9 protein-coding genes are annotated in these 17,715 nt (G+C 68.4%); 5 read left to right on the top strand and 4 right to left on the bottom strand.

All coding sequences use genetic code 11. From position 1 onward, the window contains the following. Positions 1–8 precede the first annotated feature (8 nt). From AC6I0Y_RS02785 to AC6I0Y_RS02770, 4 genes are all read right to left on the bottom strand, one after another. On the bottom strand, positions 9–641 hold the full coding sequence (locus AC6I0Y_RS02785) for a 4Fe-4S dicluster domain-containing protein (RefSeq protein WP_497732957.1): 633 nt from the start codon (positions 639–641) through the stop codon (positions 9–11). Between the two features lie 2 nt (positions 642–643). Further along, positions 644–3,190, bottom strand: a complete 2,547-nt coding sequence (locus AC6I0Y_RS02780; protein WP_497732954.1) for a molybdopterin-containing oxidoreductase family protein — start codon at positions 3,188–3,190, stop codon at positions 644–646. 834 nt (positions 3,191–4,024) lie between these two features. Continuing rightward, on the bottom strand, positions 4,025–4,984 hold the full coding sequence (locus AC6I0Y_RS02775) for an Abi family protein (protein ID WP_497732952.1): 960 nt from the start codon (positions 4,982–4,984) through the stop codon (positions 4,025–4,027). A 96-nt stretch (positions 4,985–5,080) separates the two neighbouring features. Then, complete coding sequence (locus AC6I0Y_RS02770) at positions 5,081–7,231, bottom strand: Tex family protein (protein ID WP_497732949.1); 2,151 nt, start codon at positions 7,229–7,231, stop codon at positions 5,081–5,083. Between the two features lie 193 nt (positions 7,232–7,424). On the opposite strand from AC6I0Y_RS02770, the gene AC6I0Y_RS02765 reads away from it, so the two are divergent. The 5 genes from AC6I0Y_RS02765 (at position 7,425) to AC6I0Y_RS02745 (ending at position 17,557) form a co-directional block, all read left to right on the top strand. Next, a complete protein-coding gene (locus AC6I0Y_RS02765; protein WP_497732947.1) occupies positions 7,425–7,562 on the top strand; it encodes a hypothetical protein in 138 nt (45 codons plus the stop codon). A gap of 292 nt (positions 7,563–7,854) precedes the next feature. After that, positions 7,855–9,360, top strand: coding sequence for a hypothetical protein (locus AC6I0Y_RS02760; protein WP_497732944.1), 1,506 nt, complete (start codon positions 7,855–7,857; stop codon positions 9,358–9,360). Positions 9,361–9,532: 172 nt separating this feature from the next. Further along, positions 9,533–12,421: a hypothetical protein gene (locus AC6I0Y_RS02755; protein ID WP_497733637.1), complete on the top strand. Its 2,889-nt coding sequence runs from the start codon at positions 9,533–9,535 to the stop codon at positions 12,419–12,421. A gap of 202 nt (positions 12,422–12,623) precedes the next feature. Next, the gene (locus AC6I0Y_RS02750; RefSeq protein WP_160325419.1) at positions 12,624–12,767 is read left to right on the top strand and encodes a hypothetical protein; all 144 of its coding nucleotides are present in this window, start codon (positions 12,624–12,626) and stop codon (positions 12,765–12,767) included. 230 nt (positions 12,768–12,997) lie between these two features. Continuing rightward, positions 12,998–17,557: a hypothetical protein gene (locus tag AC6I0Y_RS02745; RefSeq protein ID WP_497732941.1), complete on the top strand. Its 4,560-nt coding sequence runs from the start codon at positions 12,998–13,000 to the stop codon at positions 17,555–17,557. Positions 17,558–17,715 lie beyond the last annotated feature (158 nt).

Genomic DNA, 17,715 nt, shown 5'->3' with positions numbered 1-17,715 from the left:
CATCCTTTCTAGACGAGGTAGTACACGGACGGCTTGGTGCCGCGGTCCTCGAGCAGCTGCTTGTAGGAGCGGCTCGCGATGAGCTGGGAGACCTCGGAGTCGGGGTCGTCCAAGTCGCCCCAGAACCGGGCGCGGCCGATGCACAGGTGCATGCAGGCGGGCTCGACGCCCTGGGAGGTGCGGTGGTAGCAGAACGTGCACTTCTCCACCACGTGCCTCTGGTGCGCGGGCACGTCCTTCCCGCCCGTCGCGTAGTCCATGTGGTGCTGGGGCTCCTCCCAGTTGAACGACCGCACGCCGGTGTAGGGGCAGGCGCTCATGCACATGCGGCAGCCGATGCACTTGTCGTAGTCCTGGCGCACCACGCCCGTCTCCGGGTCGCGGTAGGTGGCGCCCACGGGGCACACCTTCACGCAGGCCGGGTTCTCGCAGTGCTGGCAGGAGGTGGGCAGGAAGCTCAGCTTCAGGTTGTCAGGATACGAGCCGCCCACCATGTCGAAGCCCACCTCGCCGCCGTTGTCGGTGAGGATGCGGTTCCACCACACGTCGTTGGGCAGGTTGTTCTCCAGCTTGCACGCCATGGCGCACACGTGGCACCCGACGCACTTCTTGGTGTCGATCGCCATTCCGTAGTGGGTCATCTCTACTTCACCTCTCCCTCGTACTTGCGCACCTCGACCAGCGTGTCGTCAAAGGAGGTGTTCTGATGGAACGTGTTGACGTAGTCGTTGGTGAGCTCCTGGTAGCTTCCCGCCACGTAGAACTCACGCGGCCAGCCCTTGGGCGAGGAGACCATGCCGGGCCTCAGCCCCTTGTCGAACTTGGCCTTGCAGACGCAGTGGCCGCGGTCGTTGTAGGCCTCCACGTAGTCGCCCTCGGCGATGCCACGGGCTGCCGCGTCGTCAGGATGCATGCGCAGATACGGCTCGGGATCGAGCTCGCGGAACCACGGAACGTGGTTGTACTGCGTGTGGAGATGCCAGCGGGTGCGCTCGCAGTAGTGGTAGAGCGGGTACTTCTTCTGCTGCTCCGAGCCGTCGTAGGCCTCGGAGGGATTGCGGTAGACCGGCAGGCGGTAATCGGCCTTGTTGATGGGCTTACCGATGTTGATGCGCGCGCCGGGGTTCTCCACGTAGAACTCGAGGCGGCCGGAGAGCGTGGACCAGACCTGCTCCTCCCAGTGGATCCAGTTCTCGTCCTTGTCGGCGAGGACGCCCTTCTCCTTCAACGTGTCGAGGTCGATTCCCATGGCTGCCGCGGCGGCGGTATCCACCACGCCGCGCATCATCTCCTCGTCGCTCTTGGCGTAGAACTTGTTGGCCGCAGGATCGTCAAGCTCCTTGGCGATGGCACGGAAGATGTTGAGATCCGACATCGCCTCGCCGATAGGCTCGACAGCCTTGTTCGCCATATAGAGGAACGGGGTGTGGGACGCGCCCTGGATCCAGTCGGTCTCGAAGTAATGGCACGCGGGAAGCAGGAAGTCGCTGTAGGTGCTCGTGTCGGAGAACTCCATGTCCGCAGTGACGATGCAGTTGATCTTGGGCAGCATCTTCTCGATGATGTACTTCTGGTTGCCGTAGCTCCCCACCGGGTTGGCGCAGATGTTGTAGAGCAGGCGGATGGGGAACTCCTTGCCCTTGTACATCCCCGTCTCGAGGATGTCCTTGACCATCAGCCACGGCACGTCATCGCTGTACTTGGCGAAGCCAGCCGGGAAGAGGTTGCCTGCCTGGTTCAGGTACGGCTTGTTCTTACCCAGATGCCCCACGCTCGCCCCGCGCTTGCCGATGTTGCCCGTGAGCGACGCGAGGATGCCCCACGTATGTCCCAGCTCGGCGCAGTTGTCGTAGAGATGATAGCCCGCGTAGATGGTGGACGGGGTGTCCTGGGCGTACATGCGCGCGAGCTCGACGATAGTGTCGGCCGGCACCTCGGTCATCTTCTCGGCCCACTCCGGCGTGTACTGGGCCATGTGCTCCTTGAGCAGCGTGTAGGCGGTGGTCGCCTTCACGCCGTTGATCTCGAAGCTGCCCTCGACAGCGGGGTTCGCCACGTCATTCAGGCTGCCCGACGCGTTCGCATCGGCGTCCCACACCACGTAGATGGCGGTTTCCTCGGCCGTGGGAACCTTGCCGGCCTTCGACGCGGCCAGAACAAGCGAGCCGCCGAAGGGATACTCGGGAAGCTGCGTGGGGCCCGCCTCGCCGAAGTCGGTGCTGCGCAGGAACAGACCCGTGTCCTCGCGCACGAGCAGCGGGGCGCAGGTCTTGTTGACAAGGAAGTCCTCATCGACCCAGCCCTCTTCCAGGATGACGTTGACCATGGCCATGGCGAGCGCCGGGTCGGTGCCGGGCTTGATGGGCACCCACTTGGTGGCCTGGGCGGCCGCGATGGTGTAGGTGGGGTCGATGACCACGAGGTTGGCGCCGGCCTCCTTGGCCTCGATGCAGAAGTGCCAGCTATGGGGCTGGGAGTTGGGCGGGTTGGAATCCCAGATGAGCAGCGTCTTGGCGAAGCGGTAGTCGCCGGCCATGTTGCGCTGGTTGAAGTCCCAGCCGGCGCCGGTCACGTTGCCGAGGCCGTGCAGATCACCGTAGTCGAGGCAGACGTCGAACTTGGTCATGCCGAACAGGCTGCCGAACGAGGTTCCCACCGACGACCCTCCGAACACGGCGAAGGGGTTGCCGGCCGAGGCGAGCAGGCAGTTCGACTTCTCGCCGTAGTGCTCCATGTTGTACTTCATGGTGTCGGCAATCAGCTTGGCGGCCTCGTCCCAGCTGATGCGCTCCCACTCGTCGCTGCCGCGGTTCTCGACGTGGGGCTCCTCCATCGTCCACGTCTTGCGCTTCATCGGGTAGGTGATGCGGCTGAAGTCGTAGAGGCGCTGCGGGTGCGAGAAGCCGCGCATGCAGACGCGCTCGTAGGCGGGATAGGGGATGTCGTCGTTCGAGCGAACGTTCACGACGCGCCCCTCGCGCACGGTGGTGATCAGCGAGCAGTTGCCTTGGCAGTTGCAGCCGCAGACGGTGATGACCTCGTGCTCGGCGGCGCCATCGCCTGCCGAATCAGCGGCAAGGGCAGTTAGCGCCCCTCCCCCGCTCACGGTGGCGGCACCCGCCACGACTGCGGAGGTCTTGAGAAAGCTTCTGCGGGATATGCCCCGGACGGGGGTCTTGGAATCCGACATTCCTCCTCCTTCTCTTCCGTGAAGGGCGCTGCGCCCCTCTCTCCCCGGGACGAGAGGCGCCATGCATGAGCGCCCGTCCCCTGAGCAGGGCTGGCCCCTCCCCACTCGTTGGGCACAGTGTACGACGATTGTACGATTGTCGCAAGTCATTGCGACAATGTGACTTTATTCTTTTTCCAGATAACCAAGAAACGCCTGGTAGACAGCCCCCTCCTCGCAAAAAAGCGATCGTGACAAAACCTTCGATTGCTTATAATACAAACATACATTCGCCTTTATTTCAAGGCTTGATTTAAGAACATTTGTTTGAAAAAATGAAAATGCGGGGAGGGATGACCTCTCTGCATAGACCTTCCCTACCGAGGATTCTAGATACCGAGGGGAGGTGATGCAGATGAGTGATTTCCTGGCTTTGATCCAAGTCTTAGTCGGGGCCGCGTCTCTGGGGATAGCGCTTCTGGCCCTAGAAAGCGGCAGGCCGCCGAATATCGGCGGCCCTTCCCAAAAAGACGAGGACTAGCCATCCTCGCAACCGTGGCGCCTCCGGGCGCCACGGCCCCATGGGGCCAAGCCTCTAGGCCGGCTCCATTGTAGCACACCCGAGACTCGGGCAGACTGGCGCCCACGCTGCACCTAAGGCACGCTTTTTTGAAAAGTAACGGGCCTTCGGGACATTTCAAGACGATACGCGTTACCGCGAGAAGCCTCTTCTTGTCCGCGCCCTTCATATGGCATGAGAAAAGCCCGACGCATCGGGCTTTTCCAGGTGTCGGCCGCAGCCTTTCACCGCTTTCAAATACATTCTAACATGAGTGTCAAACTTGCTGACCAGCGCTAGCTGTTACCAACAAACTGTCGAAGGGCGGTCAATTTCCCACGTGCGGTCGTCTTGATAATCTTCGAGTACACGTTGAAAGGGAGCTCCGCCCGATAACGCTCAATGATGGAATCGTATCCAGCAATGAGCTGCCTGCATTCCGTCTTCGAGAAGCCCATGCGACGCAAAAGATAAACGAGCAGCGCGACGTAATCGGTGATATCCGCGAAGTCGACCCCACTCACGCCCGTCTCCTGCTTGAGCAACTGAGAAACGCCCGTATTAACTGCGCCGGTCTGGAATCTGACATCGAGTACGACTGCGTTATGGGCGATAGCGTTACGAAAATCCTTCAGCGCGAATATTATCTCGCCCAGCCTAATCTCCGAGTCTATGTTCGCGGGCATGCCAAGATCACCCACGACCTTTGCTTTAACGCGCAGATCGAGGCAACGGAAAAACGCACCGAAGTTGCCGAGCGTCATTACCTCAAAGATAGCCCAAAGGGGAACGTCCTTGTCGGCATCCCGGAAATGCCCGATAACGTCACGGCCTCTATGCCCATAAATCATACCGTCTATTTCTTGCCGAAGGCGCTGCCTCTCTTCCCAAGCCTTCCGATACGCCTTCCCCGTTTTAGCCCGATAGCCCGTAAGGCTCTTATGCCATATTGTCTCGAAGGACGCCGATCCTGCGTCTTGAACCACCGCCTCCAGCGTGTAGTTCTTCAACGCCGTCTCAATGGCCATGACACGCGGATAGAACAGCGTTTTGAGCTGGGTATCGAAGCCGTACAGCGCAGCAACTTGAGTAAAATTGGTAATTGGGAGCTTGTTTGCAGCCTTTTTGGCGAATCGGTAGCCTTTGTACCCATGGTAATACCCGATGTTCTTAAGCTTCCGCTTCTGAGAAGAGCCGCTGATGGCTATTCCGCTGGCGCGAAGATGCTTCATGAGGGAATTGAGAGACTTCGGCACTTCTGCTCCTGATCCACGGACGTGAGGAGGGTCGCTTGATCGCCTTCTTTATATCATGCCGAGGTTCGCAGGGAAGCGGGAAACGCAGGCGCTCTCCTATTCCCTCCCCTTCACCATGGTGAGGGAGATGCGGCCGCGCTGCTGGTCTACGGCGGTCACCCAGACGGTCACGGTGTCGCCCACGGCGACCACCTCGGTGGGATGGCGGACGAAGCGATCGGCCATCTTGGATACGTGCACCAGGCCGTCCTGCTTCACACCGATGTCCACGAAGGCGCCGAAGTCCACCACGTTGCGCACGGTGCCGGTGAGCTCCATGCCCGGTGCCAGGTCGGCCACGTCGCGCACCGAGCGGCTGAACACCACCGGGGGCGCGTCGTCGCGCGGGTCGCGGCCGGGCTTCTCCAGCTCAGCCAGGATGTCGCGCAGGGTAGGCTCGCCCACCCCCAGCTCGGCGGCGAGGGCGCCCACATCCCCCACCCGCGCGGCCAACCCGGCCACGCCGCCGTTGCGCAGCGCCTCGGGCCCCACGCCGGCCCGGCGCAGCACGGCCCGGGCCACGTCATAGCTCTCCGGGTGCACGCCCGTGGCGTCCAGAGCGTCGTCGCCGTCGGGAATGCGCAGGAAGCCAGCGCAGTTCTGGAACGCCTTGGGCCCCAGCTTGGGCACGCGCTTGAGGTCACGGCGGCTGTGGAAGGGCCCGTGCGCATCGCGGTAGGCCACGATGTTGCGCGCCACCGTCCCGCTCACGCCCGCCACGTAGCCGAGCAGGCTCGCGCTGGCGGTGTTGAGGTCCACGCCCACGGCGTTCACCACACGCTCCACCACGCCGGCCAGCACGCGCCCGAGCTCCGCCTGGTCCAGGTCGTGCTGGTACTGCCCCACACCGATGGACTGCGGGGGTATCTTCACCAGCTCGGCCAGGGGGTCTTGCAGCCGCCGGCCCAGGCTCAGCGCCCCGCGGGTGGTCACGTCCAGGTCCGGGTGCTCCTGGCTGGCCAGCTCCGACGCCGAGTACACCGACGCGCCGGCCTCGTTGACGATGGTGTAGCGCACGTCCAGCCCGGATTCCTCGATGAAGCCGGCCACCACCTCCTCGGTCTCGCGGCTGCCGGTGCCGTTGCCGATGACGATGGTGTCCACGCCGTGGCGACGCACCCAGTCGGCCAGGGCGCGCTTGGTCTGGGCCGTCTCGCGCCGGGGCGGCGTGGGGTAGACGGTGCCGCGGTCGAGCAGGCGCCCGTACTCGTCGATCACCGCCACCTTGCAGCCGGTGCGGTAGCCCGGGTCAAGGGCGAGGATGCGCGCGCCGCGCACCGGGCGCTGGCGCAGCAGTCCCTCGACGTTCTTGGCGAACACGCGGATGGCGTCGGCCTCGGCCCGCTCGGTGAGCTCGGCGCGCATCTCGCGCTCCAGCGACGGCGCGATGAGCCGCTTGTAGCCATCGGCGACGGCCTCCTCCAGCACCGGAGCCGCGGGGCTGCGGCGGCGCACGACGCGCCGCTCCAGGCGCTCCACAGCCGCGGCGCCGTCCACCCGCACGCGCACCTTGAGCCGCCCCTCTCGCTCGCCGCGGTTGACGGCCAGCACCCGGTGGCCGGGAACGCGGCCCAGGCCCTCGGAGAAGTCGCAGTAGGCCGCGTAGGCGACCTGGGCCTCCTCGTCGGCGCCGCGTGCCTCCAAGGCGCCTGACCGGCGCGTGAAGGAGCGCAGGTCGGCCACGTTCTCGGCGTCATCGGCGATGACCTCGGCCACGATGTCGCGGGCGCCTTGCAGCGCGTCGGCAGCCGTGGCGTAGCCGGCCGGCGCGTTCACGTAGCGCTCCGCCACGGCCGCCGGGTCGGCGCCGTGCGGGTCTTGGGCCAGGATGAGTGAGGCCAGGGGCTCGAGCCCCGCCTCGCGGGCCTTGGACGCGCGCGTGGCGCGCTTCTTGCGGAACGGCTTGTAGAGGTCCTCCACGCGCTGGAGCACCGTGGCCTCCTCCACCTTGACGCGCAAATCGGCCGTGAGCTTGCCCTGCTCGTCGATAGCGCGCAGCACCTCGGCCTTGCGAGCCTCGAGCCCCTCCAGGTAGGCCAGCCGCTCGTCCAGATCGCGCAGGGCCACGTCATCCAGGCCGCCCGTGGCCTCCTTGCGATAGCGCGCGATGAACGGGATGGTGCAACCCTCGTCCAGAAGGGCCCGCACGGAATCCACCTGCCGGCGCGATATGCCCAGCTCAGACGCGATGACCGAAGATATGTCCACGGGAGCCTCCCTTTCACGGCGCACAAAGCGGAAGTCCCGATTCTACCACGCCCTCCGCGCGCGCTCGTCCCGGCGGGGCGGGTCGGGGGCACCCCGCCCCGCCTATCGCCGAGCGGAGGACGTATGGTTGCGCGAGCAGGGCGGAAGGGGTATATTCGGGCCGAATCCTCAGAGACGAGAGAAGGAGAACCCCATGAGAGAGAGGCGACGGGGATCGCTTCTGCGCTGGGGCCTGGCCGCGCTGCTGGCCGGCGGGATGGTGCCCGCCGCGTTCGCGCTGGCCGCCGGCGACGCGCAGATCACGGAGACCCCCCCCCATCGAGCTTTCTGAGCCGCTAGCCGGCTCCACCGCAACCGCAGGAGACCCTCAGGCAGATGATCCTGCGGCCCTTCCCTCCCCAGATGCCTCCCGATCATCGGAGCGCAGCCGGTTCGGCGTCAACGTCGCCGGCGGCACGCCGGGCGTCGACTTCGAGTTCGTCGACGACACCTACACGCGCCACGCGCGCACGGGCGGCAACACGCTCGTCGACAATCTGCACAAGCTCGTCATCAAGGGCTCGGCCGAGCTCACGCTTTCCACCGACGGCTTCCCCTCGGCTACCCAGAACGTCACCATCTGGGTGAACCCCGGCGTTCAGGCGAACATCACGCTCGACAACGTGAACATCGACTCGCCCATCCCCTGTCATATCGAGCGCAACCGCGACGCCGACGGTAAGACCATCGAGCCGAAAACGCGCCTGCACATCACCCTGGCGGAGAACTCCGACAACACCCTCACCGCCACCGACGGCCGTCAGGGGCCGGGCATCCACTGCGGCGAGGGCACCGAGCTCGTCATCGACGACCATGTCCCCAATGTGACCACCGCAGGCGAGCCCATCAAGATGGATCCCGAGCACTATCCCGGCAAGATCCCCGCAGGCACCACCTTCGTGGGCAACGACGGCAAGACCTACACCGCGGGCACCACCCCCGGCGGCGACCGCCTCTCGCTCCTGGAGAACGCCACGCGAAACGCCTCCAAGGAACTCACCACCGGCAAGCTCACGGTGACGGGCAACAGCCTGGAAGCCGCCATCGGCAGCGTCCAGTACGAAGACGCGGGCGACATGACCTTTAACGGCGGCATCATCACCACCTATGCCCGCGGCGCCGGCAACCAATACGCCTACACGGCCTCCATCGGAGGAGGAGCTGGCGGCAGCGGCGGCAAGATGACCTTCAACGGCGGCGTTATCGAGACATGGACCTCATACCACGGCGCCTCCATCGGCGGCGGCGGGTGGGCCGTGTGCTCCGAGGCGAACGCCTACCAGTTCGCAGACACCCTGGGCAACAACCTCGTCCAGACGAGCCAGGGGTCGCCCCACACGGTGCCTGCCGCCAGCAAGACCTGCGCCGGCGACATCTACATCAACGGCGGCGTGCTGAAGCCCCACGGCGACATGCACGGCAACGCCATCGGCCAGGGATGTTGCTCCTGGAACGAGGGGCACGAGATCGTCATCGCGGGCGGCACGGTGCTCCCCGACACCAGCAAGGCCCTGTCGAAAGGCGGCAATCCCCTTACCGAGTGCGTGTCCATGGGCATCGGCGCCCAGGGCGGCGCCGTCAGCGTCATCGGCGGCTCCGTGCGCATCGGCTACGTGGGGAGCACCAACAGCCAGGAGGGCTTCCAGGCCTTCATCAACGGGCAGCACAGCTACGACTCGGCCTTCGGCGCATGGCCCGTCGACACGAGCCGCAACGACAACCCCGCCGTGTCCATGGTCGCCATCGACCTCATGGCCGAGCTGGGCGAAGACCGGCAGCTCCGGCGACAACCCCATCATCGACTGGAACCTCACCGTGGGCGGCATCGACTACCCCTACGGCGCGCCGACCCAGTTCACCGACGGCAAGCTGTACCTGTGGCTGCCCGAGGACGCGATGAAGCAGCAGATCTCGGTCACGCTCACCTACCAAGACGACGACGGCAACGTCCACGAGGTGCTGCCCCTCTTCCGCGAGCCGGGGCAAGCGGGCGATCTGCTCAAGCGCTACCTCGACTTCGAGATAGACGACAAGGACTACCTCTCCTCGCTGACCAAGTACTACGACGGCACGCCGCTGCCCGCCTATGATCTGGCCTCAAAGCCCATCACGACGCCGGCGCCCGACAACAAGGTGCTCGACAAGGTGACCGACAGCAGCGGCAAGCAGCTCATCGAGTACCGCTACCAGCCCCATGATCGCATTCCGGGCGATAACGGCGAGACCGCCACACCCACGGGCCCCGAAACGAGCAGTACGACCATGCCCGTCAACGTCGGCGCCCTGAAAATCACGCTCGTATCGAAGCAGTACGCCGACGAGAGCAGCTCGGACGCGGAGATCGCCGAGTTCGCCAAGAGCTACTGGGGGCACCGTGCCGTCATGTGGGGCAGGGTCATGCCCATCGCCTCGCAGGTGCGCGACCTGGCGGCCGAGTGGGTCGACGAGACGGACGCCGGCCAGAAGCCGGGCGGGAACCCCCATCCCTCCGACCAGTCGCTCAAGGTGAGCGCGGTCATCGAGCGCGCCGAGACCGTCGACGGGCAGGACGGCAGCGAGCCCACCAAGCCCACCTGCGCCGCCCCCGAGGGCCGCGTGCAGCTCTACGTGGACGGCGAGCCGGTGGGAGGCCCCATCGAACTGAGGTTCGAGGACAAGAAGGACGAGAAGGGCAACGTCATCCTCGGCGAGGACGGCAAGCCCGCCTTCCCGCAGAACGCCGTGCGCGCCGGCGACGACGGGGCGGGCCATTATACCCAGTTCTTCTACACCTTCAAGCCCTCGGAGACCGACCACCTGGTGCCCAGTGTGGGCGCCGAGGGCCGCCACGAGGTGTCGCTCAAGTTCCTGCCGCCCGACGAGGGGCAGCAGGCAAGCGGCGCCCCCGCGAACTTCCTCGAGAGCATCGACCCCGCCGAGGACCCCGATGCAGCGCCCAAGGTCGAGGTGGCCATCGATCCCATCGACCCGAACCCGACCACGAGGCTCGAGACGCCCGACGGGTTCGACCCCGCCCTGCCCCCTCCCTCCATCGCCACCAACCCCGATCCCGAGCCCGCCGAGCCCGGCGCCGACCCGGGCAAGCCCGGCGACAAGATATACAAGGGCACCATCACGCTCACCTACCACGGCCACGAGCCCGGCCAGACGAACCCGGGCCGCGTAGAGCTGAAGATCGACACCCCCTCGTCGGGGCCCATCACCGTGGAGACGGCCGACGGCACCATCCTGGAGGCCGAGCTGGTGCGCGACGAGGACGGCAACCCCGTGCGCGACGAGGACGGGAACCTGACGGTCCTGCTCGACCCCGAGGCGGTCGGCAAGACCGAGCTCGTCATCAAGCAGGAGCCCAACGGCGCCTTCACCGGCACCACCTTCATCTACGACGTGACGGTGAGGCCCGACACGACCGTGGCCCCCGCGCCCGCGCTGGCGAAGAGGGCCGAGAACCTCACTCACCCGGGCGGGCCCACCCAGCCGGGCGACCGCATCAGGTACACGATCGAGGCCTCGAACGGGGCCAAGGGGTCGCTCTGGACGGACGTGGTGGTGACCGACCCCCTGCCCGCGTGCCTGGAGCTGGACGAGAAGTCCGTGCGGCTCGACAACCCGTCGGCGGCCATCGCGGGGAAGGAGCTGGAGAAAGCCGCGTCGGTGGCCGCGGGCGACGTGGGGAAGTTCTCGCTCTCCGCGCCCGGCGCGGGCGGCCGGCAGGTGCTCTCGGCGCCCGCCGGGGACATCGGCGGGGGCGGCTCGGCCACCGTCGCCTTCGAGTGCACCGTGCGCGGGGACATCGACTTCTCCGACCCCGAGGCGATGGACCTGGGCAACATCGCCTCGGCTACGGGCAAGCGCCCCAACCCCGACGGCCCGGACGGCCCCGACGTGGGCCCCGTGGCCCCGCCCGACACCGACCCGGCGACGCCCCCGGGCGGCGGGACCGTGGCGCCGGCCGACCCCGATCCGCGGGTGTCGAAGTCGGTGGAGAACCTGACAGCCCCCGGCGCGGGGGTGACGCATCTGGGGGACCGCCTGCGCTACGCAATCGAGCTCTCGAACGCCGGCGCCGCCGACAGCTGCCTCATGGGCGCCGTCGTGTCCGACCCGCTGCCGGCGGGGCTCGAGCCGGTGCCCGGCACCCTGCGCCTGTCCATTGACGGCGGCGAGCCCATCGAGGTGCCCGACGCCGCCTACGACCGGGCGAGCCGCACCATAGCCGTCACGGTCGGCGACCTGTGGGGCGGGCACGCGGCCGTGCTGACCTTCGAGTGCACCGTGGGCGAGGCGGCCCTGGGGGCCGACGCCGCCAACGTCGCCCACCTCCACGGCGAGGTGCCCTCCGAGAGCCCGGACGCGCGGCCCGAGGACCCCGATCCCGGCGAGCCCGCGGAGCCCCCGACGGGCGAGCCCGAGGCCTCCTCGCCGCCGGCCGAGCCCGCGCCCGTGATCCCCAACGACCCGGCCGAGGGCGACGTGTCCATCGCCAAGGAGGCCGAGAACCTCTCCCGCGCCGACGGCACCACCCGCGTGGGCGACACGGTGCGCTACACGGTGACGCTGCGCAACGAGGGGGCGGGCACCGGCTGGATGGACGCCGTCATCCGCGACGACGTGCCCCTCGGCCTGGAGCCCCTGGCCGGCACCATCCGCCTCATGCTGCCCGACGGCACCGACCTGGCCGTGGACGATAGGGCCTACGACCCCGCGACGCGCGTCCTCGCCGTCGCCTGCGGCCAGCTCTACGGCGGCCAGGAGGTCGTCCTCTCCTTCGACGCGCTCGTGACCGGGGAGGCCGTGGGCGCCGACATCGGGAACGTGGCGCTCGGCTACGGGACGCCGCCCTCCGCGTGGGACCCCGACGGCACCCATCCCGAGCCAGGCGCCCCCTTCTCCCCCGACGGCGGCTGGGACGCCTGGGAGCAGGGCCGCGGCAAGGCCGTCTCCGACCCCGCCTATCCGCCCGGCGCGGACGCCTCGGGCGGCGTGCTGGACGGCGACGAAGGCGGCAAGCGGCGCACCACCATCGCCCACAAGCTGGCCCAGACCGGCGACGCCCTGCTGGCCGCGGCGCTCCTGCCCCTGACGCTGGCCCTGGCGGCCGGCGCAGCCCTGCTCGCGTCGCGGCGGCGCAGGGCGCGCAGCCCGCGGTAGGCAAAAGTCCGCCCATCATGCAGGAGGGGGCCGGCGGCTTCGCGCCCCCGGCCCCCTCCGCCGCCTCCAACCCCGACTGGCCCACTCAGGGTTGCGGAAAGCGGGCCGAAGGGGTATATTCGGCCACGGTACGCTGACAGGTCGGCAGCAGTCCCGCGCACCCGAAGGATGCGACCCGGCCTGCGAGAGAAGGAGATCCGACATGAGAGAGAAGCGAGCGGTCTCGCTTTTGACCCTCGGCCTGGCGGCCGCGCTCGCCTGCGGGATGTTCCCCGCGGCGGCCCTCGCCGAGCCCGAGGGCCAGGGCACGGAGACCCCCCCCCCATCGAGTTTTCTGAGCCGGTAGGCGACGTATCGCCCGACGGCGGCCTTCCTTCCTCCTCTCCCCCGGACTCCCCGGACCCATCTTCCTCTTCCGACTCCCCAGCCTCCTCCGGCGAGGACGGCTCCCCTGCGGCCACCAGCCCCTCCGGCGGCGCATCGGCCGGCGGGGAGGACCCATCCCCCGGCGACGCACCGGACTCCGCCGCCGCAACTGGCGCGACGGCGTCGCCCCTGGGCCGCATCACGGCCGGCATGGCCCACCTGACCGCCGGCGCGCCGGCATCGGCGACGGCCATCCCCGTATCCGACGGCGCGAAACCTGCTCCCGGCCCCGGCTCCTTCAAGCTCGGCGGCTTCACCATCTGGGGCGTCGACGGCGATACCGTGGCCGCCGCCGACTTCGCCTACGACGCGGCGGCTCAGACCCTCACGGTGAACACCGACAAGCACTTCGCCATCCAGAACACCGACCAGGAGAAGGAAACTTCGGGACCCTATGAGGGTCACCTTGTCCATCTATCTCCCGTCGGCATCGTCATCCCCGCAAGCAGGAACGCGCATATCACTCTCGCTAATGTGGCCATAAGCGCCGCCGTGGCCCTCGACATCAGGCCGGACGCATCGTGCTCCCTCATCCTCGCCGATGGGACGGCGAATCGCTTGGAGGGAACCCGGGCGTACAAGGCCGCGCTCCACTGCCCCACGGGCGCAAGCCTGACCATTGACGACGCCCTGGCCAACATCGACAAGAGCGGCAACCCACTTGTTCCGGAGAACGGCGTCATACCCCGCGACGCGGTCCTCCCGAACGGAGCCGAAGTCAAGAAGGGAGATCCCCTCACAAAGCTGGATAGCGAAGAGCCGGGCAAGTTGCATGTGTGGGCAGCTAGCATCGGCGGCGCGGGCATTGGCAGCGACACCTACGAGACCGGCGGAAGCATCACCATCAACGGCGGCGACGTCTTCGCAGGAGCAGCTGGCTTCTCGAGCGCTACCGCAGACGCCGCCGGCTCAGGCATCGGCGGCGGCGAGTACGGCAACGGAACGGGCGCCGATGAGTGGATCACCATCAACGGCGGCCGGGTCCATGCGCAGGGTTCGTTCCACAGCCCCGGCATCGGCGGAGGCGCCAGCTACCGTGTCACCGGAAACATCCGCATCAATGGAGGGTACGTCATCTCAGTCGGCGGCCCTCACGGCGCCGGATTCGGTAACGGATGCGATCCGGCAGACAGCACCGGTTACCAAATCGTCATCACCGGGGGAACCCTGATCCCCGTGGCTCCCGGCGGAACGCCCTATCCTGTATATGACGTGGGGGCGCCCGGAGCGAGCACCATCATCACCGGTGGCTCGCTCGGCAACGGAGCGCAGTCCGACATCGAAGTGTTCGACAACGGTGCGTGGAGCACCCTACCGCCTCTTTCTCGCGACTTCGTGTTCGGAGGAACGGCCCAGAACGACGAGGACGAGCCGATTGCCATGGTGGAGGTCGACCTCACATCCGACGTAGGAAAGAATACTTACAAGATCGTCAAGTGGCAGCTGCTCGTGGACGGCGAGCCCTACGACTACGGGGCGCCCGCCGAGTTCGACAAGGGGCATCTCTATCTGTGGCTGCCCGAAACCGTGAAGCAGAACAGCGAGGTGACCGTCCAGTTCACCTACCTCGACAGCGACGACCTCGATGAGAGCGGTAACCCTACCGAAAAGACGCCATTGCCACTGTTCCGTCCACCAGGAGACACCAACGACGGCAAGCTGCGGCGCTACGTGGACTTCGAGTTGAGCGCCGACTACCTCGCCAGCCTGGACAAGTACTACGACGGCAAGGCCTTCCCCGTGTTCCCCCTGCCGCTGCGCACGCCCGACGGGCGCGACCTGACCCGGGCCGACAAGATCGCCTACAAGTACCAGAGGCTCGACTCGTCGGGCAACCCCGTCGGCGCCGAGAGCGGCAACGGGGCGGACGCGGGCACCATGAAGTTCACGGCCATCTCCACGCAGTACTCCGACGACACCGAGGGGAACTTCTCGGAGAGCTACTGGGGGCACCGCGCCACCGGCACCTGCACGATCAGGCCCATCGCCTCGCAGGTGAGCGGCATCGCCGCCGAGTGGGTGGACGACGGGAAGCCGGGGGACGTGGCCCACCCCTCCGACCAGGTGCTCAAGGTGAGCGCAACCATCGGCGCCGCCCCCACCGTCGACGGCCAGCCCGGGTCGGAGGCCACCAAGCCCACCTGCCAGGCCCCGCGCGGGCGCGTGCAGATCTACGTGGACGGCGAGCCGGTGGGCGAGCCCGTGGAGCTGGTGTACGCCGGCGACCCCGACGCCGAGGGCAACCCCATCCCGGAGGGCGACCCGCGCGTGACGGCCGAGAGGGTGGAGAACGCCCAAGGGGGATCGACGGCCCGGTTCTCCCTCGCGCGGGCCGCTTCCACCTCCGACTTCCTCGTGCCCACCCAGGGCCAGGAGGGCCGCCACGAGATAGCGCTCCGGTTCCTGCCGCCGTCGGCATCCCAGGCCGCGGCGGGCCAGCCGGCCAACTACCTGGCGAGTGCCGATCCCGCGGAAGACCCCTCCGTGCCGCGCGCCGAGGTGGCCATCGACCCCATCGACCCGGCTACCGAGGTGATCCGGAGGGACGACCCCGACAACAAGGACCCGGACTCCCCCGTCCCCGACGTCAGCGCCGGCGCGCCGCGGCCCGCCGACCCGGGCGCCGAACCGGCCAAGCCCGGCGACAAGATCGTGGACGGCGCCATCGTGACGACCTGGGGCGAGCCGAGCGCCGACAACCCGCACCCCGGCCGCGTGGTCATCGACATCAAGACCGAGTCCTCCGGGCCGGTGAGCGTGGTGGACGAGAACGGCGACGTGTTCGAGGCCGACTTCCTGCGCGGCGAGGACGGCGAGCCGGTGCGCAACGCCGACGGCTCCTACACCCTGGTGCTGGACCCCGCGGCGGTGGGGAGCGGCAAGCTCTCCATCCGCCAGGAGCCCAACGGCGCCTTCACCGGCACCACCTGGAACTTCGACGTGACGGTGCTGCCCCAGCCCAAGATCGCGCCCGCGCCGGCGCTGTCCAAGAGGGCCGAGAACCTCACGCACCCGAACGGGCCCGCGCAGCCCGGCGACCGCATCCGCTACACGATCGAGGCGTCGAACGGGGCGGCGGGGTCGCTCTGGACGGACGCGGTGGTGACCGACCCGCTGCCGGCGTGCCTGGAGCTGGACGAGGGCAGCGTGCGGCTGGACAACCCGTCGGCGGGCGTCGCGGGGAAGGCGCTGGAGAAGGCCGAGTCGGTGGCCGCGGGCGACGTGGGGAAGTTCTCGCTGTCGGCGCCGGGCGCGGGCGGGCGGCCCGTGCTCACGGTGCCCGCCGGCGACGTGGGCGGGGGCTCCTCGGCCACCGTGACCTTCGAGTGCACGGTGCGCGGGGGGCTCGACTTCTCCGACCCGGCCGCCATAGACCTGGCCAACGTCGCCTCGGCCACGGGCAAGCGCCCCAACCCCGACGGCCCGGACGGCCCCGACGTGGGGCCGGTGGCGCCGCCCGACACCGATCCGTCGACGCCACCCGGCGGCGGGACCGTGGCGCCGGCCGACCCCGACGTCCGGGTGGCCAAGAGCGTGGAGAACCTGGCCGCCCCCGGCGGCAAGGTGACGCATCTGGGGGACCGCCTGCGCTACACCGTCACGCTGGAGAACGCGGGCCCGGCCGACAGCTGCCTCATGGGCGCCGTCGTGTCCGACCCGCTGCCGGCGGGACTCGAGCCGATGCCCGGCACCCTGCGCCTGTCCGTTGATGGCGGCGAGTCCATCGCGGTGCCCGACGCCGCCTACGACCGGGCGAGCCGCACCGTCGCCGTCGCGGTCGGCGACCTGTGGGGCGGGCACGCGGCCGTGCTGACCTTCGAGTGCACCGTGGGCGAGGCGGCCCTGGAACAGGACACCGCCAACATCGCCCACGCCCACGGCGAGGTGCCCTCCGAGAACCCGGGAGCGCGGCCCGAGAACCCCGGGCCCGGCAAGCCCGCGGAGCCCCCGGCGGGCGAGCCGGAGGCCTCCTCGCCGCCGGCCGAGCCCGCGCCCGTGATCCCCGACGACCCGGCCGAGGGCGACGTGTCCATAGAGAAGGAGGCCGAGAACCTCTCCCGCGCCGACGGCGCCACCCGCGTGGGCGACACGGTGCGCTACCGCATAACCCTGCGCAACGGGGGGCCGGCCACAGGCTGGATGGACGCCGTCATCCGCGACGACGTGCCCGTCGGCATCGAGCCCGTGAGCGAGACCATCCGCCTCGCCCTGCCCGACGGGAGCGCGGCGGCCGTGGACGATCGGGCCTACGACCCCTCGACGCGCATCATCGCGGTCGCCTGCGGCCAGCTCTACGGCGGCCAGGAGGTCGTCCTCTCCTTCGACGCGCTGGTGACCGGGGATGCCGTGGACGCCGACATCGGCAACGTGGCCGTCGGCTACGGGACGCTGCCCTCGGACTGGGACCCCGACGGCTACCACCCCGCGCCCGGCGAGCCCTTCTCCCCCGACGGGGGATGGGTCGCATGGGAGCAGGGCCGTCAGAAGGTGACGACCGGGGCCGCCTACCCGCCCGGCGCGGACGCCTCGGGCGGGGTGCTGCCCGAGGATCAAGCCGGCACCGTCGACGGGAAGCGGAACACCACCATCGCCCACAAGCTGGCCCAGACCGGCGACGCCCTGGCGGCAGCAGCGCTCCTGCCAGCAGCACTGGCCCTCGCGGCCGGAGCGCTGGCCCTCGCCTCCCGCCGCCGGCGCGCGGCGCGGTAGGAGCTTGCCGCCGCGCTCCGCAGCGCGGCCCCCGGATACCGCGGCGCCCTGGCGCTTCCACCTGGAAGAGCCAGGGCGCCATCCGTAGCCCCGGGGTTGCGGAAAACGGGCCGAAGGGGTATATTCGGCCACGGTACGCTGACAGGTCGGCAGCAGTC

The organism is Adlercreutzia sp. St.1H8 (assembly GCF_059728655.1).
Note: the sequence above shows the minus strand (reverse complement) of the source record. Positions and strands in the feature narration are given on the sequence as shown.